General features: G+C 58.6%; 17 protein-coding genes. 15 read left to right on the top strand and 2 right to left on the bottom strand.

Annotated features, from left to right (window positions below; all coding sequences use genetic code 11):
- Window positions 1-6 precede the first annotated feature (6 nt).
- The 10 genes from PTE31013_RS19005 (at window position 7) to PTE31013_RS18965 (ending at window position 13,492) form a co-directional block, all read left to right on the top strand.
- Complete coding sequence (locus PTE31013_RS19005) at window positions 7-900, top strand: hypothetical protein (RefSeq protein ID WP_150614334.1); 894 nt, start codon at window positions 7-9, stop codon at window positions 898-900.
- Between the two features lie 207 nt (window positions 901-1,107).
- Window positions 1,108-2,532, top strand: coding sequence for a recombination directionality factor (locus PTE31013_RS19000; RefSeq protein WP_150609263.1), 1,425 nt, complete (start codon window positions 1,108-1,110; stop codon window positions 2,530-2,532).
- 126 nt (window positions 2,533-2,658) lie between these two features.
- Entirely contained in the window at window positions 2,659-4,008 is a 1,350-nt protein-coding gene (locus PTE31013_RS24885; protein WP_174966671.1) for a metallophosphoesterase family protein, read from the top strand.
- Window positions 3,893-4,567 carry a phospholipase D-like domain-containing protein gene (locus PTE31013_RS18995; RefSeq protein WP_174978638.1) on the top strand — a complete coding sequence of 225 codons (675 nt, stop codon included), beginning with the start codon at window positions 3,893-3,895 and terminating at the stop codon, window positions 4,565-4,567. The genes PTE31013_RS24885 and PTE31013_RS18995 overlap by 116 nt, the downstream gene beginning before the upstream one ends.
- Before the next feature lie 686 nt (window positions 4,568-5,253).
- A complete protein-coding gene (locus tag PTE31013_RS18990) occupies window positions 5,254-7,680 on the top strand; it encodes an AAA family ATPase (protein WP_150614332.1) in 2,427 nt (808 codons plus the stop codon).
- A 110-nt stretch (window positions 7,681-7,790) separates the two neighbouring features.
- A complete protein-coding gene (locus PTE31013_RS18985) occupies window positions 7,791-8,567 on the top strand; it encodes a hypothetical protein (protein ID WP_150614331.1) in 777 nt (258 codons plus the stop codon).
- Complete coding sequence (locus PTE31013_RS18980) at window positions 8,564-9,718, top strand: hypothetical protein (protein WP_150614330.1); 1,155 nt, start codon at window positions 8,564-8,566, stop codon at window positions 9,716-9,718. The genes PTE31013_RS18985 and PTE31013_RS18980 overlap by 4 nt, the downstream gene beginning before the upstream one ends.
- A gap of 103 nt (window positions 9,719-9,821) precedes the next feature.
- Entirely contained in the window at window positions 9,822-10,373 is a 552-nt protein-coding gene (ssb, locus tag PTE31013_RS18975) for a single-stranded DNA-binding protein (RefSeq protein WP_150609246.1), read from the top strand.
- A 133-nt stretch (window positions 10,374-10,506) separates the two neighbouring features.
- The gene (locus tag PTE31013_RS18970) at window positions 10,507-11,667 is read left to right on the top strand and encodes a DUF7146 domain-containing protein (RefSeq protein ID WP_150614329.1); all 1,161 of its coding nucleotides are present in this window, start codon (window positions 10,507-10,509) and stop codon (window positions 11,665-11,667) included.
- Window positions 11,668-12,433: 766 nt separating this feature from the next.
- The gene (locus PTE31013_RS18965; RefSeq protein ID WP_150614328.1) at window positions 12,434-13,492 is read left to right on the top strand and encodes a tyrosine-type recombinase/integrase; all 1,059 of its coding nucleotides are present in this window, start codon (window positions 12,434-12,436) and stop codon (window positions 13,490-13,492) included.
- Between the two features lie 28 nt (window positions 13,493-13,520).
- On the opposite strand, the gene PTE31013_RS18960 is transcribed toward PTE31013_RS18965, so the two are convergent.
- On the bottom strand, window positions 13,521-14,312 hold the full coding sequence (locus PTE31013_RS18960; protein ID WP_150614327.1) for a tetratricopeptide repeat protein: 792 nt from the start codon (window positions 14,310-14,312) through the stop codon (window positions 13,521-13,523).
- Window positions 14,313-14,742: 430 nt separating this feature from the next.
- On the opposite strand from PTE31013_RS18960, the gene PTE31013_RS24880 reads away from it, so the two are divergent.
- Window positions 14,743-14,916, top strand: a complete 174-nt coding sequence (locus PTE31013_RS24880; protein ID WP_174978637.1) for a hypothetical protein — start codon at window positions 14,743-14,745, stop codon at window positions 14,914-14,916.
- Window positions 14,917-14,936: 20 nt separating this feature from the next.
- Here PTE31013_RS24880 and PTE31013_RS18950 read toward each other — a convergent pair.
- A protein-coding gene (locus PTE31013_RS18950; RefSeq protein WP_150614326.1) for an IS5 family transposase occupies window positions 14,937-15,748 on the bottom strand; the annotation gives its coding sequence in 2 pieces (ribosomal slippage) (window positions 14,937-15,409 and window positions 15,409-15,748; 813 coding nt in all).
- Between the two features lie 188 nt (window positions 15,749-15,936).
- Here PTE31013_RS18950 and PTE31013_RS24875 point away from each other — a divergent pair.
- The 4 genes from PTE31013_RS24875 to PTE31013_RS18930 all read left to right on the top strand — a co-directional run bounded on the left by PTE31013_RS24875 (window position 15,937) and on the right by PTE31013_RS18930 (window position 20,800).
- Entirely contained in the window at window positions 15,937-16,302 is a 366-nt protein-coding gene (locus tag PTE31013_RS24875) for a hypothetical protein (RefSeq protein WP_174978636.1), read from the top strand.
- 758 nt (window positions 16,303-17,060) lie between these two features.
- Complete coding sequence (locus tag PTE31013_RS18940; RefSeq protein WP_174978635.1) at window positions 17,061-18,365, top strand: O-antigen ligase family protein; 1,305 nt, start codon at window positions 17,061-17,063, stop codon at window positions 18,363-18,365.
- A 301-nt stretch (window positions 18,366-18,666) separates the two neighbouring features.
- A complete protein-coding gene (locus PTE31013_RS18935; protein WP_150614324.1) occupies window positions 18,667-18,954 on the top strand; it encodes an H-NS histone family protein in 288 nt (95 codons plus the stop codon).
- 106 nt (window positions 18,955-19,060) lie between these two features.
- A complete protein-coding gene (locus tag PTE31013_RS18930) occupies window positions 19,061-20,800 on the top strand; it encodes an acyltransferase family protein (protein ID WP_150614323.1) in 1,740 nt (579 codons plus the stop codon).
- Window positions 20,801-20,840: the final 40 nt, after the last annotated feature.

Below are 20,840 nucleotides of genomic sequence, written 5' to 3'. Positions count from 1 at the left end.
TCAATCATGAGTATCATGTCCTTCCCGGACCGCGGTCCGTGGGGCAACGCAAAGTGGCGCGGCAACTGCAGCGGCCACGTCTACCGGCAACTGTTCGAGCAGATCCTCGGCCGCCTCGAGCGCCCGGTGTTCATCGATCCGATGATGGGGTCTGGCACCAGCATCGAAGTCGCCAAGGAGATGGGCATCACGGCCTATGGTCTCGACCTGCACCAGGGCTTCAACATCCTGCGCAACTCGATCGTCGAAGCGACTGGCGAGCAGGGTAACCTGGTGCTGTCGCATCCGCCGTATCACGGGATGATTCGCTACTCGGGCGAGGTGTGGGGCAAAGAAGCGCATTCCGACGATCTGTCGCGCTGCGTGGACGACGAGGACTTCCATCAGAAGATGCATCTCGCCATGCTTAACCAGCGCGAGGCGACCTTGCCGGGCGGCTACTACGGCTGCATCATCGGTGACTGGCGCCGGAACGGCGTGTACACGTCCTACCAGGCCGAGATTATCGCCCGGCTACCGGCACAGGAGCTGGCCGGCGTGCTCATTAAAGCGCAGCACAATGCGACGAGCAACTTCCAGCCGTACGGGAAGATGGATCTGCCGTTCATCATGCACGAGTACATCGTTTTGTTTCGTCGCAAGACGGGCACGATTCTCGCCGTCCTGGGCGCCATGGCATGCCAGGCGCAAAGACGACTTCAGGGAACGTGGCGCAACATCGTCCGCTCCGTGCTGATGAAGCTTGGCGGCAAGGCCCCGCTATCGAAGATCTACGAAGCCGTCTCGGCGTCGACTGATCGCATCAACACCAACAGCAGCTGGCGCGAGAAGATTCGCCAGACCCTTCAACTCTATCCGGACTTCACATCGGAAGAGCGGGGCGTCTGGGGGCTCGCGTAATCCCAATAGGAACAGCGGGCAATGTGCCCGCTGTCTCCTCTCCCCCCTCGAAATCGCACGAGCACGCTGCGGCTGTACGGCAATGCCACACGCATTGCCGTGCGCGCTGCGCACGCCTTCCTTCAATCGCCAGTACTGGCATGAGGATCGAAAAGGCATCTCGCCATCGATAACCCGAACGGACGTAAGTCCAGGAAGGCAGAAACCATGAAACCGACGAAATCGATTCTGTCCGAGCGCACGACCACCAATTACGGCGGCCCCCGTGCATCTGGAAAGATCCGCTGCGGCACCAAGGTCTTAACCCGAACCGCACAGGAAAACGCAACGGCAGTACAGATCTATCAGGATGGCATCGCTCAGCAGCGGCGTGCCTCTGTGATTGAGAAGGACATCACCGCCAAGACCGGCATTAAGAATCCGATGTATCCGGTCAACACGCAGGCGTTCAACCTCTCGGTCGACGACTTCGTGATGTCGGTGCTTCCGAATGCGATCCTGGATCTATACGGTGAAGACGTGGACGGCAAGCGCGAGCTGCGCCGTTTCCCGGTCTTCTTCCACAGCAACGACCTGTTCGACTTCTTCCCGCACCGTTTCGAGAGCAACAAGGGCGAGGATCGCTACCACTCCGCGTTCAACGATCGCGGAGAACGGGTCTGCGAGCGCTTGCCCGGGCTCGATGCAAAGAAGGTCGTCGAGCAGCGCCAGGCTGGTGTCAAGCGTCTTCCTCCGCGTGACTGGGAGGTTAGGGGCTTGTGCGAGCCGCGGGTGTGCAAGCAGTTTCAGTCCGGTCTCTGCCAGTTTCGGGGGCAACTGAAGTTCTACATCCCAGGTGTAGTCGGCCTTGGCATCGTTGAAATGGAAACCAGCTCGGAGTACGCCGCGGAAAACATCTGGTCGACGCTTGATCAGATCCGCAGCACGCTGGGGCATATCCCGACCTTCAATCCAAACGCTCCCGGCAAGCCAGTCTTCTGGATCACCAAAGTTCAGGAGGAGCGCAGCTACTTCGACGGCGACGGAAAACGCAAGACCGGCCTGCAGTGGGTGCCGCGGATTGTGCCTGCCATCGACATCGCTTCGATGCTCCAAATCGGGCGTAACCCGGTTGGGAATGTCGCTCCTGTGGCGTGGCTTGCTCAAGCACCGGCTGACGAGGCTGAGGCTGCTGCGGCGCCGACTCAGGAAGCGGGGGTGATCGACGCCGAGCACGTGACGGGTAACCGAGCGCGTGCAACGCAGCTTCGCGCCGCGGTTGAAGATGTATTCCGATCGGGGGGCTGCGACAAGGCACTCGCTCTTCGATATCTCGACCACAAGTACGGCGTCGGCTGGGATATGCAGGAAGATCTACTCACGAAGGCAGTGGAGGGCATCACGCAGTTGGCCCGCTATGGGGCAAATGCAGACGCGTACCTCGAGTCTCGCTTGCTGACCGCGGACTACCGGATTCCTCCGGAGCTTTTCGCGCAGTACGCCAGACACGTCGTCGGGGACTGGGAACGAAACTTCCCGAAGATGCGCGATCTCATCTCGCATATCAAGCAACTTTTCGCCAATGGCGAACAGGCGGGTATTGCTGCCATGGAATCCGCGTGCGGTGCCATGCAGCAGGCTGCTACCTGCTAAGCGAATACGGCTCATGCCGTGGGCAACCTCCCTGTACGGGGGGGCTTCCCGATGCGCCTGTTGTGAGGCATCGGGAAGCTGTTGCACTCCCTTCATACCGCCACGTAGTGGCAGAAGGAGTCGCTCATGAACCAGGAACAGACAAGGAGAATCAAGGTCGCGCATCTCAGCGACCTGCATTTCTCGATCGGGAATTTGCTTGAGGCTGGCCAGTGTTTCGGCAGCGCCGTGAGCACCGCGATTAGTGAACGTGTTGACGTCGCCATCATCTCCGGCGATCTAACGGACCACAAGCAGGACGCGCACTCGGCGGCGCTTCATCAGCTTATGCAGGAACTCAGGCGCCTGGCGGATCACTGCCCAGTCCTGATCCTGCAGGGTACGTTCTTGCACGACTATCCAGGAATGCTTGCCATCTACCGCTTTGCTGGTGGCAAGTATCCCGTGGAGACGGTCGACAAGATCGGACAGGTGGCGTTGGTAGGCACACAGTGGCGTTACGTGTCGCCCGGAGACTCGCTCGACGATGCACGACTGCTGGTGTCTTGCGTACCGACAGTCAACAAGTCGGATCTGGTCTCGTCGGTCGGCGCAGAGCACGTGGCGCAAGCCATGGGCGATGTGCTTGCCGGGTTGATGCAAGGGGTCTTTGCGCCGCAAAACATAGCAGCAAGCGCCGCCGGCGTGGCCACCGTCACGGTCGGGCACGGCACGGTGAGTGGGGCGTTGACCGAGCATGGGGTTCCCATGGCCGGCAAGGACCACGAGTTCTCACTTGGCGGGTTGTACGCAGCGCAGTCGACGGCAACGATGCTGGGGCACATCCATCGGCATCAGTCGTGGGATCGTGAAGTCGGCGGCTTTGTCCAGCGTGTGGCGTACCCGGGTTCGATCGGGCGCTTCCACTACGGCGAAGAAGGGAAGAAGGGGTTTCTCATCTGGAACATTGGGCCGCGTGACTGCGACTTCGAGTTCCGCGAGACACCGGCACGCGTGATGGTCGACTTTTTGTTCGACGGCGTGCCCGACATGGCCTGGCTCGAAGAGCAAGCCGCTTCATGTGTCGGGTCGTTCGTTCGTGTTCGCTACTCGGTCGATGCCGAGCTAGCCGTCACGGTTGACAAGCAGGCGATCGAACAGGTGTTGGCGCAGGCGGCGGAGGTTCGCATCGAGCCGAAGTTGCTTGCCTCCCAGCGTCAGCGTTGCAGCGGGATTTCGACGCTGTCGACGTTGGCGGAGAAGGTGGAAAAGTGGTGCAAATCGACGGATAACGATGCGTCGGTTGTCGTGCCGAGAGTGCGTTTGCTCGGGACGAGCGACGCCAGATCAATCGCAACAAGCCTTATCAAGGAGTTATTTCATGAAGCAGAAAGTCGTACTCACGAGCATCGCGATGATGCTGGCCATGCCGTGGACCCTTTTGCACGCGCAGAGCGTGGACTCGATCATTCGGCCGGTCGAGAACTTGCTCAATAGCGCGCCATCGCACGTGGCGCGCTTCATTCGCACGTCTTCCACTGGGGATGGCGGCAAAGGCGCCTCGGAAGAACAAGCGTTCGAGACGGGCGCCACCTGGGACTGTGGTTTCTCACCGGAAGGTGGCGCTAGCGCTCGCGTGATCCGTGCGATCAGCGAGGTTCGTCCGCGTGCCGGTAGCGAGGCCACGATCCTAGTTGCGACCTACGCGTTCACCTCTCTGCCCATCGCTCGCGCGCTCATCTCGGCACACACGCGTGGCGTAAAGGTGGCTGTGGTCGCGGATACTACCGAAAATCAGAAGTCGTCCTCGAAGGTCAGAATGCTGATGGAAAGTGGTATCCCGGTGAAGTTCGACAACCGCTTGAAGATGCTCCATCATAAATTCATGGTGCTCGACGGGACGGCTGTCGAAACGGGAAGTTTCAACTATACGAAAGCGGCTGCGTCAGACGAGCATGCGGAGAACGCTTGCGTGTTTCGACATTCGCCGCGTATGGCAGCCCGCTTCACCGGGGCATGGCAGCGTCTCTGGCGCGAGTCGGACTCCGCTTCGTGATCGGAATGTCAACGTAACATCGAACCAACACCTCCTACGGGGGTGTTGGTCGATCTTTTGAAGGTGGGCGATGTCCGCGCACTCACCTGCGATCTCGGTACTCGAGGCGTTTGGAGGAGCTACGAAACCTTCCGCTCGACCGCCAGGGCGATCCCCCGCAGGGTAGCCTCATCGGCCGTTTTGGGGAAGTACACCTGGGCGGACGGGCGCACCAAAGTAACTTTTCGGCTGTTCATGAACAAACGCACGCTGCGGCGCCTTCGGGCGGCCTCGACAGACCTTCACATCTGTCCGGGCCTTGCGGTCCATCTCCTATCAACCGCTCGCAATGAGCAAAAAGGAGAACGTCGTGAATAGAAAAGTATCAACAAATCAACACCCAACAGCCTCTGATGCTGTCAAGACCGGACACCAGCCTGAAAAGTGCGGTGTTTGGCAACAAACCAAAGTCGCAGGGACGAGCTCCACGACAGATTGGTGCTATCGCAACGAACGTGTATTGCATCCTCTGCCTGCCTCATGTATCGTCTCAGCTGTAAGGCCGCGCTGGCGGCAACCATAAATTTAAATCGCAGAAGCTTATTCCCCATGCCCCCTGGCATGAGCGATAGTTCTGCGTCGATCCCTTCGGACACGCGGCCCTGCGCCGATTTCTGAATAGCCGCTCCGCGGCATGGAGATCGAAAATGAATCCCTCAAGGCTTTTTCTGAGGGGGTTTGCTGGAATCCTTTCCGGCTGTCGAAAATCCCAACTCACTCTCGACCTCTCGGTCATCCCCGAATGGGCAACCCTTGTTGCGCTTGTGGGGAGGAACGGGCAGGGCAAGACGACGATCCTGGACAACCTGCATCCGTACCGGCTCATGCCGTCGCGGTGTGAAGGCCTCAAACCTTCCTCGTTTTCCTACTGGGACGAAATCGCGGAACCCCTCGCACAGAAGCAACTGGACTGGTCGCACAATGGCGTAAGCTATCGCTCCGATCTGATCTTTCGAGTTACCGGCAAGACCCGCAACCAGCAAGCCTTCCTGCACCGTTGGGATGGCGAAGGCTGGGCGCCGGTAGTCCTGCCGGACGGAACAACGTCCGACGGTAGCGCCGCCACCTACGATCGCTGTATCGAAGCTATCCTGGGCCGGCCAGAAGTGTTCTTCACCACGCAGTTCGCGGCTCACCGGCGCAGGATGCTGGGGGACTATGAGCATGCCGACGTGAAGGCACTTTTGAGCGCCTGGCTCGGCCACGACGAGTTGCTGCGCGACAGCGCATCGGCGGGCGAAGTCGCAAGCCTGCTTCGCGAGAAGCTCGCTGAGGTACAGGCCCGCATCCGCGCCGGCGCAGAGCTTCGCTCTGCCGCTAACGCAGCCCGGACCGAAGTGCAACAGCTGATTAGCCAGTCGCGGGCAAAGGCAACAGCGCTCGTTCAGGCGCAGAAGGATGTGCAAAAGCTGCGGGTTCGAATTGTGCAGCTCGACACGGAGGCTGCCGGCTTCCAGCGTGTGGATGAGCAGCGCAAGCAATGGCGCGAACTGATCGAGACCGAGAATCGCCGAACCAACGTGCGTGTATCGGAACTTCGCGATCAGGCGGCCAAGCAAATCCACTCCCTGAGACAGAGCGACGCCGAAGCGAACAGGTCGATCAAGGCACTCCAGAAGGAGATCACGGACGCCGAGACCCGGCTGACGACGATCGACACGAGGATTGCCGGAGAGAAGACGGTTCGAGAGGCCGTCGACCAGGTGGCTCCGCTGCAGACCAAGCGGGCGGCGCTGACTGGCACCCTCGACGGCATCCGACAACAGGTCTCGGCGCTTCGTCCTTATCGGACAAAGACCATGACACTGACGGCGGATCTGGCGAGGGTCGCGAGCGAAGGAACGGCAACTGGCGATCGAGTCACGCAACTGAATACTGTTGCCGCGCTCGCAGATCGGGTGCCATGCTCAGGCATGGAGCTCGCTGCCGGTTGCGAACTCCTGAAAGATGCTCGCGAAGCTCGGGCGAAGTTGACCAAGGTCACCACGGACTTAGCCAATCAGCGCAGGCAGTACGCGACCCTCAACAATGAGCTGAAGTCGGCCGGCGTCGAGGTTGCAAAGCTCGACGCACTGGAATCGCAGCATGGCCAGGTCGGACAGGAACTGGATGCAGTGATCCGCAGTCTGGATCGTTTCGTTCCGCTCGCATCGCAATCGCCACTGATCGATGAAGCCAAGGCAGCCCGCGCCGGCGTCGTGAACCTCCTGACCACTAAGAAGGCGGACTTGGAGCGACACCACACCACGCGGAACACCATCAAGGCAGACATCGACGCGGCCACACACGCGTGTGACACTGCGATCGCACAGGTCCAGAAGGCACAGCAGCAAGCGGTTGCGGGTTATCAGGAAAGGCTGCAGGCTCTGCCCACAAGCGCCGATGCGTCAGTTCGTGAGGGTGTCGCAAAGTCACTTTCTCAAGCTGAGGCACAGGTATTGGCACTCAATGGGGAGATTGCTCAGCTCCAAGCCAAACAGGCGCAGGTTCACGAGCGTGTCGGTAGGGCAGAAGCCGGGGTTGCAGAACTCGGGTCCCTGTCGCAAGTAGCTGAAAGGCTTGGCCAAGAAATCGAAGCATGGGAGCTCGCTTCCCAAGCGCTCGGCAGGGATGGTCTGGTGGCCTTCTCGATTGACGATGCCGGTCCCGGTATCGCATCGATCGCGAATGACCTTCTGGCTGTCTGCTACGGCGGCCGGTTTTCGGTGCGTTTCGAAACGCAACGCGAACTGCGGTCCGGTGCCATGCGTGAAGGCTTCGAGATCATGGTCCTCGACGTCGAAGACGGGAAGGAAAAGCCGGTTCAGAAGCTGAGCGGCGGACAGAGCGTGTACATCAACGACTGTCTGATGCGCGCAGTGGCTCTCTACCTAGCTGGCGCCGCCCAGTTCCGCTCCGATACGCTGTTCTCGGACGAAACTGACGGACTCCTGGATGAAGAGAAGAAGCGGCAGCTCATCCTTCTCAAGCGTCGTGTCCTCGATCTCGGGAAATACTCGCGTGAGTATTTCGTAACTCAGACGAAAGAAATACAAGGGTTGGCCGACTACGTGATCAACGTAGCCGATCTCTAAGCCCCCCTGGAAAGACCCTCTCGGGCCTTTCCCCTGCCGAACGGCAGGGGAAAGAGTCCGGCTTCGCTTCCCGGTTTTCAACGGCCTCTCTGAGGCAAAGGGGAAGCATCATGAACCTGGAACTGTTTGGAGTAGCAGTAGATCCTCCATCGATGGCGTTATCCCCCATGGTCGCCCAGCATCCGCTGGATGACGCTTGGCTCGGATACGCCACGGAAAAGGGAATAGATCGACTAATCGACGAAGCGCTCCTCCGTGTTGAGGTTCCGCGAGTCGTGGAGGCTGCATCCGGTGTGTGGGATGTCCTGATGAAGGACGCACGCCGCCGGGTGTACGAAAAGAAAGTGCCCACGGATCCTCGGCCGGCTCTGGCCCTCGAGGAGAACGCGGCTGACAACGACGCGCAGCAAGACCAGCCCGTCGGTTCGTTCGAAACACTTCTCTGCCGGATTGAGGAGACGGACGCACCAGAACTGGTGATGTGCAAGCTGATGGGCAACCTGCTGTGGAACGACCTGCGCGCGATCGTCAAGCGCCGCAACTTCGTCGAGGACTCGGGCCCGGACCTTTTTGGTTTCGAGGACTGCGATCAAGACGAGTTGCGCGTTTATGACGCGATGCAGTGGATCTACGCCTTTCAGGATGCTCGTCCGGACGAAGAGATCGACGGAGTCACGGTGGTTGACGTGATGGTGCCTTTCGAGTTCGTCTGCGAGCGTCTCGGATGGAATGCGGAGTGGATCAGGCGAGTTGCTGCCCGCTGTCTCCATCAACATTTCAAGGGATTGCTGCGCACGATCGAGGCCTTCGGCGACGAAGGCTTCCTGCTCAAATGCGAGCGCAAGCTCGAGGACTACGTCGACGTAACAGGTTGGAGGAATCAATGAATCAGAGCACGAACAACCGTGTCACGACCCCCGCGCTCGGGATTCTCAATGTGCTTCCGGTCGGCTTGCTGGTCGTTGTCAAAGTGTTGAAGCTGATGTTCATGGCCCTTCGCGGGGTTATGCGTTCGCTCCACACCGTCAAGGCGATGGAAGCAACTCAGCCGCAGGCTGAAGCAACAGTGGTGCGCAGGGAAGCAGCTCCTTCGAAGCTGAAGGAAGCTGTCGACGAGCCGTCCGCGCGAGTCGTCCGTCGATCGACCTCCGACCAATCGTCAGCCAATGTGGCCGGTGATGAATCGAAGCCCTCGATCTGGGACAACAAGCCGGTGATGCGAATCGCCGATCGACACTTACTCAAGGAGATCTCGGGCCGGCAGTACCGATTCTCGTCCTACCTAGCGGAGAACGAGATTCAGCGCATCGAGAACGGCCGCATTCGTAAGCCACTTGCCGCGTTCACGCGCAGCATTGCGGCCCGCGAAAAGGTCGCGTTCACCCTGGAAGAAGCGGTCGAGTACACCCGCCGGGAAATCGCAGCAGCACGGCGGCGCGGCCCCAGTCGCAAGACTGAGACTCAGCCCACTGCACAGCCAGCGCAACCCGATCAGTACACGGCTCTGCAGGAGAAGCAGTCGTCCCCGGCACAGGAAGCAGGCCCGCCGATGGACGAGGATGCCCCCTACTGGGCGGACACCCCATGCTTCGACGAGATCGACGCGCAAGCGCCCAGCCGTGGTCCCGCACCGGAACCACAACCGCGCACCCAGCAGCCGATCCGACGGGATCCGCCGCCCCCTCCTGTAGACGTTCGCCCCTCTGGGGAGAACGGCGTCGAGGAAGGACCGGTGGATTTCCGAGGGGCTCATCGTGTGGTCGGCAAGGTGATTGGCTTCGGTGTCGTCGATGTCAAAAAGCCGAAGAAGGATCCTTTCCAGATCTACGCGATCACGATGAGGACCCCTAGCGGCGAGGAAGCGCAGTTCAGAGGTTATGAGCTGGAACAGCACGTGGAAAAGAACCGCGTCGCCATCGGCGACACGATCAGCCTTAAGCGTGGTCGCCAGCAGTTCTGGGTGACTCGAAACGGTGTCCGCAATGAGAAGACGCGCAACATCTACGAGTTTCAAGTTGTAGATCGAGAACGTCGATAGATGTCACGGAAGCAGTAATGGAGGAGCCGGCGCAGCATCCGCTGCCCGGTTCGTTTAAGGAAGGCTCACGCGCCGGTCTCCAGAGAGACCATCGGAGAAGGAAATGGCATCAGTCAACAAAGTCATCCTCGTCGGCAACCTTGGTGCAGATCCCGAAGTTCGACATCTGCAGAGTGGTGACGCGGCTGCGAATATTCGCATGGCGACCACGGATCGTTACAAGGACAAGGCCAGCGGAGAGTTCAAGGAAAACACTGAATGGCACCGTGTGGTCTTTTTCGGGCGCTTGGCTGACATCGTCAGTCAGTACCTGAAGAAGGGCATGTCCGTGTACATCGAAGGCAAGATTCGCACGAGGAAGTGGCAAGCGGAGGACGGTACCGACAGGTATTCGACGGAAATTGTTGCAGACCAGATGAATATGCTCGGCACCCGTCGTGACAACGACGGCAGCGGCAACTACGACGGTGAACGTCGTGCGGGCCAACCCGCACGTCAGTCGCGCGGTGGCGGCGCTGAAGGAGATGGTAAAGGTGGTCGTCCAGCAACGGGCGCCATTGCAGCTGGCGGCGGCTTCGACGACATGGATCGAGACATTCCGTTTTGCGGCAACGCAAACTATCTCGACATGCGACGCGCATTTGGAACCATGTAAAACGGACCTATAACGGTCCAGGATCGCCCCCTTCGGGGGCTTTCCTGATGTGTGCTCCGGCATCCATCAGGAAGGCTCATGGTGAGTCTTCAACGCCTTTATATCCGCCAATCGTTGGCAAGAGGCATACACCATGAATGATTCGAAAGAACGCGTCGACGTTGATTCGATCGACTGGAGAAATGTGCTGCCGTACTACGTGCAGGACAAGAATATCCTCAGCGGCAAATGGGGACCCTGTCCGTTTTGCACAGGCAGCGCGACGTTCAGAATTATCTGGGACCGTCGCGGAAAAGGTGGTTCGGGTTGGTATTGCGCCAAGTGCGACACCGGTGGCAACCTCGTGAGCGTCATCCACGAGATCACCGGCAAGCCCCTGGCCGAGATCTATGACGAACTGAAAACGCAGAGATATAACCAGGGCGCGGCGCCCTCTACCTTCATTCAGAAGGTGGCAGTGCGTCCGGAAAAGAGCCCAGAGGAACTCCGCACGATCTTGCGCAGAACCTGGGAGCGCAGTCTGGCCATCACGGAAGACTCGCCCGTCTGGACGTACCTGTGTCATCGCGTGCCCGGCCTTCGTCTCGAATGGCTTGGCCCCGATGTCCGTCATCACCCGTGTCTCACATATCGGGCGCACGACGGCAAGGACATGGGCAAGTTCCCGGTAATGCTGCAGCGGCTCGTCGCCGCCGGTGACAAGACGGCTCGAACGCTTCAGCGGATCTACCTGACTCCGCATGGCGAAAAGGTGCCGTTCGTTGATGCGAAGGGGAGGCCCGCAGCAAAGAAGCAGATGCCCTCACCGGATGGTCCAGCAGGTGGTTCGACGCGGCTGAACAATGCCGTGTCGCGAACGCTTGCCCTGACTGAAGGTGCTGAAACGGGCTTCGCAGTCGTTGCGAAATACGAAAACAAGATCGAAGTACGCAGCATGCTCGATTGTGGCAACCTGAGCCGTGCTGACCTCGACTGGAGCAAGTACGACACCATCTTCATTTACGCCGATCGTGACCGCGAGCAGGAAAAGCGAGCAGCGAAGGGCGAAGACGGCGGCGGCGGGGTCATCAAGGTTCGGCCGGGTGAGTATCACGCAGGGCTGCTCGCCGAGAAGTTGCGTGCGATAGGCAAGAGGGTGACGGTGATCGCGTCGGTTCAGGAAGGTGTGGACTTCTGCGACATCTGGAAACTGCAGTACGAACGTCGCGCGAAACGGCTTGTCGAGCGTGCCGCGCATCGGGAAGAGATTGAGCGTCTGCGCCAGCAGACGCGGACGTTTCGTCGTGCAGCATGACGATGCAATGTTCTAGGAAACGGCCACCCATCCGGTGGCCGTTTTCGTTTGTGCTTAGATTTTGCTCGAAACGAGCCGTACGGACGCGGAGAGTGGGGGTGCCGCGAGGCCCAGCGACTCGAACCACGCGTTGATCTGGGGACGCGTGACCTGACCACCGGACCGCGGCGCCGGCACAAGGAAGCGATGTGCGAAGTCCCGCGCGACCTCCTCGAAATACTCACGTGACCAAAACGAAGCCCTCCAGTCCGGCCGCAGGAAGCGAACGACGAGTCTGGCCAGCGCGTACGCGGATTCAGATGCCGAGCCCCACGGAAGGCCATCAGCGGCCCATACAACGGTATCGCTCGGCAGGTTGGTCCGCCCGACCTCTGCGGCCGCGCGGTCATTCTCCACACCCCTGATTCCGAAAACGAGCCCCCACGAGTGGAACGGAGGGAGTGGGCCGGTCGTGCACCGGCCAACGATCGAGTCGGGCTCACGCATGGAGCCGGTGGCAGTCACGGTTTGGAGGTGAGAACCAAAAATCACGATGGCACCATGAATTCGAAGATGCCCCAAGGATACTGGTCGCAGTTCGAGGCGCAAGTTGCAATTAGATAGCCAACTTAATATACGGACAGCCATTCATTTCCCACCCAAGCGGCCCTCCGGGCCGAACAGCGTCGTCAGGGGCGAGGCGGTCAATTTCCATGCCAGGCAAGTTCTTGTAAACAAATGATTTTTCCATTACCCTCCGGCTACGAGTGGTAATGGGAGGGCGATCATGTCTCAGCAAGGGAAGTTATTCGAGGATCTGGAGTCGGTCGACGAGCCAGACCTGACCGATCTCGCACCTTCGCGCGACCAGTGGCTGCGCGTCCCGGCGCTTGCGTTCGAGATGTGGGTGCAGAACGTCGCAACTTGCGACGGTCAGAACGCGTACTCAGACCAAACCATCCGCCAGTACCGGTCGATGTTCAACAGCTTCATTCGGTTTGTCGCCGAGCACCAAACGACGATTCTGTCGGTGGGACCTGACTTGACGCACGACTTTCTGATGTCCCTGCAGGGACGCGATCCTGGCGAGCCAGGTATGGCTGCTGACGCTCGGAAGACAACGACCTTGCCGGCGCATCGCTCGACCCTCAAACGCCATTCCGACTTAATCGACGACGTGATGAACCACCTCGTCGCACGCGGCTATCGCAAAACCAACCCTGTGCTCAAGGCAAGTCGTATGCTGGGCGGTTTCCATGACACTTCCCGAATTGTGTGCATGCCGACCGAAATTGACGCGCGGCTGCAGACGTACCTGCTCGAAGAAATGGATGTCGCGAGCTGGTCCTCGCGGCGCACTCGGGCGCTGCTCTTACTGCTGGCAGGTGGTGGCATCACGGCGTCGCAGGCAGCTGAAGCGCGACTCGACCAATTCGTCTTTAACGACGTCGTTCCGTCGTTTGACTGCACGCCGGAGAACGATCAAGACGGTTATCGAGCCGCGCTGGCACCGTTCTGCGTCCGCGCGATCCGTGAGTGGGTTCAGGAAAGAAGGGAAGGCGTTGGCCCAAAGAATGCAGAACCGGACGTCGTTTTTCCTGGAAAGAATGGCCAGGCACTGTCAACCGTTAGCGTGTACAAGTCCGTCCGAGACGTACTGCGTGCGATCGACTTTCACGGGGATGACATGGGACCGCGCGTGCTGCGTACGACGTACGCGCGTCGACAGCTGCTGGCCGGGGCAACCGTTTCTGAGGTGGCACTCCTGCTGGGTATTCAGAACACCCGCATGGTCGAGCGCCTGGTGCGCATGACCCCGACGCATACGGGTTACGTTCCGATCTGATGAAATCGAGACCTTATGGCCCCGTTATTTAATGACGGGCGAAGTCTTCGTGCACGTCATCGTGGTGCGCCGTCCCCCACGAGGCGGGGGGGGTTTCGCGATGTTGCGTCTGATCACGATCATCGGGCAAGGCACTCGAATACTGGAATTCTTCAGCCTCGCTCCCTTCATCGTCTGACGGCCCCGTAGGCTCATGTCGGCGCCACAATTTCCAGCCCTTTTCCTTCGGCTGGCCGTCGCCCTTCTTTTTGCGGCCGATGAATGACCACGCGATAGCTAGAATCGCGATGCCGGCCGTTGCAGCCGCAAGAATTTTGTTCTCCTGGATGGTCAACATGAAGCGGTCGTACGAGCTCATCTCCGCCCCTTGCAGGTGCGGCAAGAGTTCCGGTGCTTTTAGGCTCGCCGGCTGAGGAGGCCGAACCGGCGCCGGAGGTTGAATCGGCTGATCCAGCACGCGAGGCGCTTTGTCCTGCGGGCGCGGCGGATCTTCATGCGGGCGAATTCGCTCTTGTAGCGCTTCGACTTCGGTTGTGTTCGCGAAGGGCAACTGCGGGTTCAACCGCTTGGCGTCCAGTAACTCCTGGCGAGCTTCGTCTTCGCGCCCAGGCATGTGAGACAGCACCTGCGCCATCATGTAGTGAACCCGGGGACTCATCGGATGATTCGGAGCCACTTCCTTGATCATCTGCTCGGCTTGGGCATATTGCCCGGCCTGAATGGCTGTGTTCACGTCCGACACCGAGCGTTCAGCGTGCGCAAGCGCGCATGATCCGAGAAGGGCGATCGAAAGGAGGGAACTGCGAATCGGTCGAAGCATGGACTGATTCCTTGTGGAAACTTGTAGATTGTGGTCGCGCGAAAGTGCATTTCTATTGTCCGACGGGGGCTTTCGAATCAAACATTGAAAACTCGGCCGAGATACGTCGCTTTCGACCCATAACTCAATGTGCCGCGGTACCGGGGCAAATCTGTGAAAATGACATGTTCTGGCGTTGAACTGTCTGGCGGACGCCAATGAGGCTCGCAAACGCAGCGACGAGAAGCGCGCTGCCGAATGCGACGCCAAAAGCCGCGCTTGGTTGGATCGATTCAACCTGCTGACTGGGCGGAGTGACCGTCGATCACCCAAGCACTTACAACGGATATCTATGGGGCCGAAATCACCGAAACTATCACCCGCGCAATCGCGAGTAATGTCATGGCTGTCGCACGGTTGGATCGCGGTGCCTGGTGCTGGATCTGCTGTGATGTTGAACGGCACGCGCGTCGCCAATCTCGACACGATGCAAGCGCTGTATCGAGCTGGATTTGCGACGAGTGACGGCCAAGGCTGCTGGCGCGCTACGCCGTCGGGACTGGCCTTGCGCGATCACCTCGATAAAATCGATCTGGTCATGCTGGACGAAGAAGCTCGTCCCTAGGCTTAGAAGCTGTTGCGAAATTAGTTAAGCCAAGGCTTTAGGCGCGTCCAGCAAATCAAGGCGCAAGCTAACGAGAGGAAAGCCTCGTGGATATAAGCGTAGCGTTCATAGCGAATCTTCAGGCGTCGAAACGAGTGAAGCCAGGCAATCGAGCGCTCGACTTGCCAACGCGTTTTGCCGAGTCCGCTGCCATGGGGCGAGCCAGTTTTTGCGAGCAAGGGCGTGATGCCACGTTCGCGCAAGCGCTGCCGATGTGGCTCGGAACTGTAGCCCCGGTCGCCCTGAACGATTTGCGGCTTGTGCAGGGGACGCCCGCGCTTGCCCCGGATATGTGGAATGGCCTGGACCAGTGCATCGAGCTGCGTAATGTCGTGGCGGTTTGCGCCAGTCAGGATGACCGCGAGCGGGATGCCTTGCGCGTCGACGATGAGGTGGTGCTTGCTGCCGAGCTTGCGCCGGTCCGTTGGATTCGGACCGGTTTTTTTCCCGCCAGCATGGCGCGAACTGACGAGCTGTCGACGATGGCTCGCGTTAAATCGATTTCGCCACGGCGGCGCAGTTCGGCCAGCAGCGTTTCGTGGATACGTTGCCAGACACCGGCCTTCTGCCATGCGACGAGCCGTCGCCAGCAGGCCGTGCCTGAGCCACAACCCATTTCCTGCGGCAGCAGGTTCCATGCAATGCCCGAGCGCAGCACGAACACGATGCCGGTCAGCACTGCCCGGTCTGGCGTCGGTTTGCGGCCCGCGTACTGGCGATTGCGCGGTGCTCGCGCCGGCAGAAGCGGCTCGATGAGTGACCACAATTCGTCGTCTATGAGTTCTTTAGGCATTGCTTCCTGTCAGGCAAAACAAGACAGGAAGTTAACACCAAGTCGGAAAAGTTAACAGACCCAAAACATAATTTCGCAACAGCTTCTTAGCAATAGCCGGTGCGCTCCGGGTGCTTCAGGCGCGATTTCCCAAATGGCACCTTGCGAGGTGGTTCAAGGGCTACACGGAATTTTGTTGGAGATTTAGCATGAAGCAGGTACTTTTCGGCTCCGATCGAGCAGCCCACGTCGGACTGGCGCTCCGGGCCACTTTTTTCGCGGCCATATGTTCCGCCGGCTTCGTCGGCCCACTTCCGGCTTTGGCCCACGATCGCGACGCGCGCGTCGGATGGAATGTGCATCAGCCGATGCGGTTCATCGTATCCGGAGTACTGCGCCGAGATGGCACGACCGACGTCATCAAGCCGATCCATAGCGTCGTCACCGCCGACGATAGCGAGACGGCCGTGGCGAGCTTTTCGCGCACTGCCCGCGAGCAGTATCCTGGCTACACGCTTATAGCTACTCTCGCGTCGCCGATCCCTGCCGTGGGCATATGCGAGAGCAGCATCTAACCGGGAAGGTCGACGAAGACCAAGCCGCTTATGCAGGTAATCCCAGCAGGATAGCGCCGCCATTGGTGCGGCGGCGAAAACGGGTGCCTGCGCTCGTCGTAGTTACCCGCCGGTCGGAATCGAGCGGTCATTGCTGCGAAAATCATGTGAACGATGCGTGTCGGTGCCCCGGAGGACATCTCAGGGGCATTGTCGCCGTCCAAATCCGAAGTTGACGCGACAACGGTGATGAGGGTCATCAAGCCGCCGAAAGACGGGCTGTACATTGCCACGTGCAAACAGGCGACTATCGTGGCTGCAGCCGCTGTAGGTCACTTGAATGTTATCGGCAAGCACGTCTTTGGGCCTGTTCGACTGATTAGATCCCCCGCATCTCGGCAACTTTTCGACGACCAAGGATATTGATCCAGAGTCAAGGACGCGCCACAGGCTACAACCACGCTGTCGAATTGGTACTGACGCGTGCGAAACGCCCAGCTTTCGCAACGGACATCATCACTCTCCGCACAAGGGCCGGGGAATCTAGCGCGTCCGGATATCCCAGCGAGGTCGACTAGCGTCCCACCTTTGGAATTCCGGAAACGCCGGATGAATGGATCACTCGGGCAAACAGGCTTTTTGTGAGACACTTCGGGCCCAACGTCGTTGTTTGTATTTGCAGGTTACAGAGAAAACTTTTAGTTAGGCTTATTTACACAAGGCGTTTTCGTTGACGGGGCGACGCTCCGCGAATGGGATGCCTAGCTCTTAGCGCAACAATGAACAATATTCCGGCCAAAGTTTTTGCGACGCCACGCTGGTTCATGGTCTCATTTCGTGGACTGATTCAGACTTTTGTTCTCGCCACACCGACGGCATATGCGTTGGTTGAAGGCGGTACAAGCGCACTATTGCTGCTGGTAGCTGCCGCAACCTCATTCGCGCTGGCCTTGAATAATCGCGATGCCGTGGAGCGCTTGACTCGTGAAGAATGGGCATTGTGCTTAGCCCTTGCCGCCCCCCTGATGGTTGCCTTAGCTTCCGAGGTAATCCACGGCGAGATCATTTGGCGGACTCTGGATTCGCCGTCTAGGTTTTTCATTGGTATCCCGGTCTTCTTGGCCTTGCGGCGCACCGAACCACCCACGTTTCGCTACTTTGATTGGGCAATTGCATGCGGAGGCATCGCATGCTTGCTCGTGCTCGTTCCCCAATTTCACGAGTGGGGAAAGATGCGGATGGAAAGCTATTACATGAACGCCATCCATTTTGGTGACGTCGCATTGCTATTTGCGATCATGACGCTCATTTCGGTCAACCGGAAAGATGCGGCTGTTATCACTGCCCTTCGACTTACGGTGGTGGGCAGCGCGTTCTTCGCCTCCTTCCTAACTGGGTCGAGGGGTGGATGGATCGCCATCCCAGTCGTTGGACTTGTCTACATGGCAGTTCTGCATCGCAATCTTTCATGGAAATTGAAAGCCGCACTCGTCAGTGGCATGGCCTCGATCCTCCTAATGATCTTTGCCGTCTCGCCATTTGTGAGAGGCCGTGTGGATGAGATATACACCGACCTTACCGGATACGTTGCCGGTCAACGCGATACATCAGTGGGGGTACGACTGCAGCTATACGAAGCCGCAACCAGAGGCATCGCTCAGGCGCCGATGTTTGGGCTCGGCGCAGACGGCTTCAAGAGGTTGATGCCTATCGAGATCGAGCGAGGTGCCGTGACGAGGATCGCCGGCGTTGCTGGCGAAGGGGAGGTTCACAATCAGGTGCTGGCATATGGGGCTGACTACGGCTTACTAGGTCTCGGGGTAATGCTATCCCTCTACCTCGTACCGTCGCTGTTGTTCTGGCGCGCAGCTCGCGACCCTCACGCTAGTGAGTTGCGGCATAAGGCAGGGCTATTGGGGCTCTCGGTTACCGTCTGCTTCGCAGTTTTCGGGCTGACCGTTGAAACGTTCAACCTCAAGGCCACCGTATCACTGTACGTGGCGCTTATCGCTATCATCGCAGCAGCTTCAACTTTGCGCGACCATACCGACTCCCGCACACGTGAATTGTGTTCGAACACCTAGCCAACTCGCTGCACCCTAGACATCGTGCATTCCGTCGCACAAAGCGTAACTCCACGAGTGGAAGTGGCGCCGCGCGCTGTTCGAGCCCGCGTGAACGCCCCCAGAGGAAATTTCACTCGTCGTGGATAAATCCACTCATATTGAAATGCCAACAGAGTTGCGCGAAAAGCATATATTTTTTGCGATTAGCACGCTACCGGATATAATCCTGACTCCTTGCCGACAAGTTTTTCAGTTGTCCTACCTTGATCTAGCGACTGCAACCCTATTTACCCACCGACTTCATTGATCGAGCGATACGATGGCCACATATAAGGAACTTCTCGCGCAGAGGCTGCAGCTGGACGCACAGATTGAAAAGGCGAAGTCAGCAGAGGTCTCGAAAATCATTGCCGAGGTAAAGACGCTTATTGCGCAATACGAACTGACTGCTCGCGATCTCGGATTCGCTACAGGTCGGCAGCTCAAGCGCAAGGCTGAAGCCAGGTACATCGATGCGAAATCTGGCTCCACATGGAGCGGATTGGGCCGCGAGCCTGGCTGGATCAAAGGGAAGGATCGAAACCGCTTCCTCATCAAAGGGAAATAACCCTCTAAGCAGTGTCAACCTAATTCTTGATCAGATTTCAAGCGTCTCGTTGTCTTTGAGGCGCTTACGGGGCAATCAGGCGCAATAGACGCCTGATCAACAACGAATGTCAAAACAATCGTTTGGGGCTTACCGCCCCGACATCGACGGCCTTAGAGCCATCGCCGTAGCACTGGTCCTGTTGTGCCACGCCAAGTTTGCTCCATTTGCGGGCGGCTTCATTGGTGTCGACGTCTTCTTCACAATTTCCGGGTACGTCGTAGCGAGAAGCCTGCTGCGTGACATTGCTGACGGATCTTTTTCCTTTTCCGACTTCTATGTACGACGAGCCAAGCGACTCGTACCGACGCTTTTTACAGTCCTACTCGCGACATTCCTCTTCAGCGTATTGTTTCTGATTCCCGACGATGCGATGGAAGTGGCGAAGAACTTCGCGTATGCGACGGCCCTGGCTTCGAACATCTACCTCGCTAAGCAAACCGGCTACTTCGACGCGGATGCTGCGCACCAGCCGCTTTTGCACACCTGGTCGCTCTCGGTGGAGGAGCAGTTCTATCTTGTCCTACCGATCTTGCTGGTGTCACTTCGACGCATGGGATCGAGGGGGCGGGTTACCGTGGTTTGTCTGTTGGCGTGTGCGTCGCTGATTTGGGCAGAAATCGCCCGCGCTAAAGGGCTCCCGAGTAGCTATTTTTTCGCACAGTACCGTGCCTTTGAGTTTCTGATCGGCATCTTGCTGGCACTAACTGTTCATCGGTTACCCTGCGCGAAGGTCACAAAGTCGGCTTACCTCTGGGGCGGTCTCTGCGCGCTCGGAGCTTGTGCGGTGACCATGGGCGGGGCCCCATTCCCAGGCGTTTGGGCGTTGCTTCCGTGCGGGGCGACGGCTCTCATCATTGCGGGCGGTTCGGGGGCATGGGGCGTTAGTATCCTCTCCAATAAGCCGATGGTGTGGATGGGTCAGCGCTCATACAGCCTGTATTTGTGGCACTGGCCCGTACTCTTCGCATCGCACCGACTCGGGTTCTCCTCGACCTTGTCCGCGACGGTCTGCATAGGCATCTCGTTGATTCTTGCGCACCTGACGTACCTGCATATTGAGTCGAGATTCCGGTATATACCCATGAAAAAGGCACGGGCGGCGATCGCGTTCATTGCGATGCCCATGCTTGTCGCTATATCTCTCGTGGGCATCGGCCGTTCAACCGGCAACTTCTTGCCGCTCTTTCCCGAAGGATTTCGTAAAGTCTATGCTCAGGCTACTGATGCAGACTGGGTTGGCGGACGTGGTGGAGCGTGTTGGGATAAGACCGAAGTCAGCGCGCCGGAGACATGCTCAGTAGGCAACCCTCATGGGCGAAAGGCAGTGTTGTGGGGTGACTCGCACGCATACCAGTTTGTGTACTTTTTCGACCAGTTGGGTAAGGAGTACAACTACTCGATTCACGATCTAACCCGACCGGCCTGCCCACCCGTTGAAAACCCGGGCGTGGCAAACGGCAAGCAGCTTGACGTCGATTGCAGAAAATTCAATGCCAAAGTCATGAATTACTTGCTCAGATCGAACGACATCGATACGGTTTTTGTCTCAGCAACCTGGGCTTCGTATTACGGTTCTGACGATATCAATTCGCGGTTCAAGCCTGGCGAAATGACCACCGACATGAAGTCGACGTTTCGCAAGCTATCCGAAAGCGGCAAGAAGATCGTGTTACTCGACGATGTGCCATCCATTCCAGAAAAGCTAGTCAACTGCCAACTGTACAATCGCCTCGTTTTCAGCCCCGAGCAGCGGGATTGCACCTTCCCGGGGCGGCTTCAGAATTCGGAAAATATTGCCCGTTAAGACTTTTGTCCTATCGCAGACGTTGGCTCGCAGCCAGCAA

The organism is Pandoraea terrigena (assembly GCF_902459705.1).
Taxonomy (GTDB): domain Bacteria; phylum Pseudomonadota; class Gammaproteobacteria; order Burkholderiales; family Burkholderiaceae; genus Pandoraea; species Pandoraea terrigena.
Note: the sequence above shows the minus strand (reverse complement) of the source record. Positions and strands in the feature narration are given on the sequence as shown.

Bases quoted from the DNA above. Each gene is read 5' to 3' on its own strand.
- PTE31013_RS18980 (WP_150614330.1), top strand. From the start codon at position 8,564: ATGAATCAGAGCACGAACAACCGTGTCACGACCCCCGCGCTCGGGATT.
- PTE31013_RS24875 (WP_174978636.1), top strand. From the start codon at position 15,937: ATGAAGCAGGTACTTTTCGGCTCCGATCGAGCAGCCCACGTCGGACTG.
- PTE31013_RS18960 (WP_150614327.1), bottom strand. From the start codon at position 14,312: ATGCTTCGACCGATTCGCAGTTCCCTCCTTTCGATCGCCCTTCTCGGA.
- ssb (WP_150609246.1), top strand. From the start codon at position 9,822: ATGGCATCAGTCAACAAAGTCATCCTCGTCGGCAACCTTGGTGCAGAT.
- PTE31013_RS18965 (WP_150614328.1), top strand. From the start codon at position 12,434: ATGTCTCAGCAAGGGAAGTTATTCGAGGATCTGGAGTCGGTCGACGAG.
- PTE31013_RS18990 (WP_150614332.1), top strand. From the start codon at position 5,254: ATGAATCCCTCAAGGCTTTTTCTGAGGGGGTTTGCTGGAATCCTTTCC.
- PTE31013_RS18935 (WP_150614324.1), top strand. From the start codon at position 18,667: ATGGCCACATATAAGGAACTTCTCGCGCAGAGGCTGCAGCTGGACGCA.
- PTE31013_RS24880 (WP_174978637.1), top strand. From the start codon at position 14,743: ATGTTGAACGGCACGCGCGTCGCCAATCTCGACACGATGCAAGCGCTG.
- PTE31013_RS18970 (WP_150614329.1), top strand. From the start codon at position 10,507: ATGAATGATTCGAAAGAACGCGTCGACGTTGATTCGATCGACTGGAGA.
- PTE31013_RS24885 (WP_174966671.1), top strand. From the start codon at position 2,659: ATGAACCAGGAACAGACAAGGAGAATCAAGGTCGCGCATCTCAGCGAC.
- PTE31013_RS18995 (WP_174978638.1), top strand. From the start codon at position 3,893: ATGAAGCAGAAAGTCGTACTCACGAGCATCGCGATGATGCTGGCCATG.
- PTE31013_RS18985 (WP_150614331.1), top strand. From the start codon at position 7,791: ATGAACCTGGAACTGTTTGGAGTAGCAGTAGATCCTCCATCGATGGCG.
- PTE31013_RS18940 (WP_174978635.1), top strand. From the start codon at position 17,061: ATGAACAATATTCCGGCCAAAGTTTTTGCGACGCCACGCTGGTTCATG.
- PTE31013_RS18930 (WP_150614323.1), top strand. From the start codon at position 19,061: ATGTCAAAACAATCGTTTGGGGCTTACCGCCCCGACATCGACGGCCTT.
- PTE31013_RS19000 (WP_150609263.1), top strand. From the start codon at position 1,108: ATGAAACCGACGAAATCGATTCTGTCCGAGCGCACGACCACCAATTAC.
- PTE31013_RS19005 (WP_150614334.1), top strand. From the start codon at position 7: ATGAGTATCATGTCCTTCCCGGACCGCGGTCCGTGGGGCAACGCAAAG.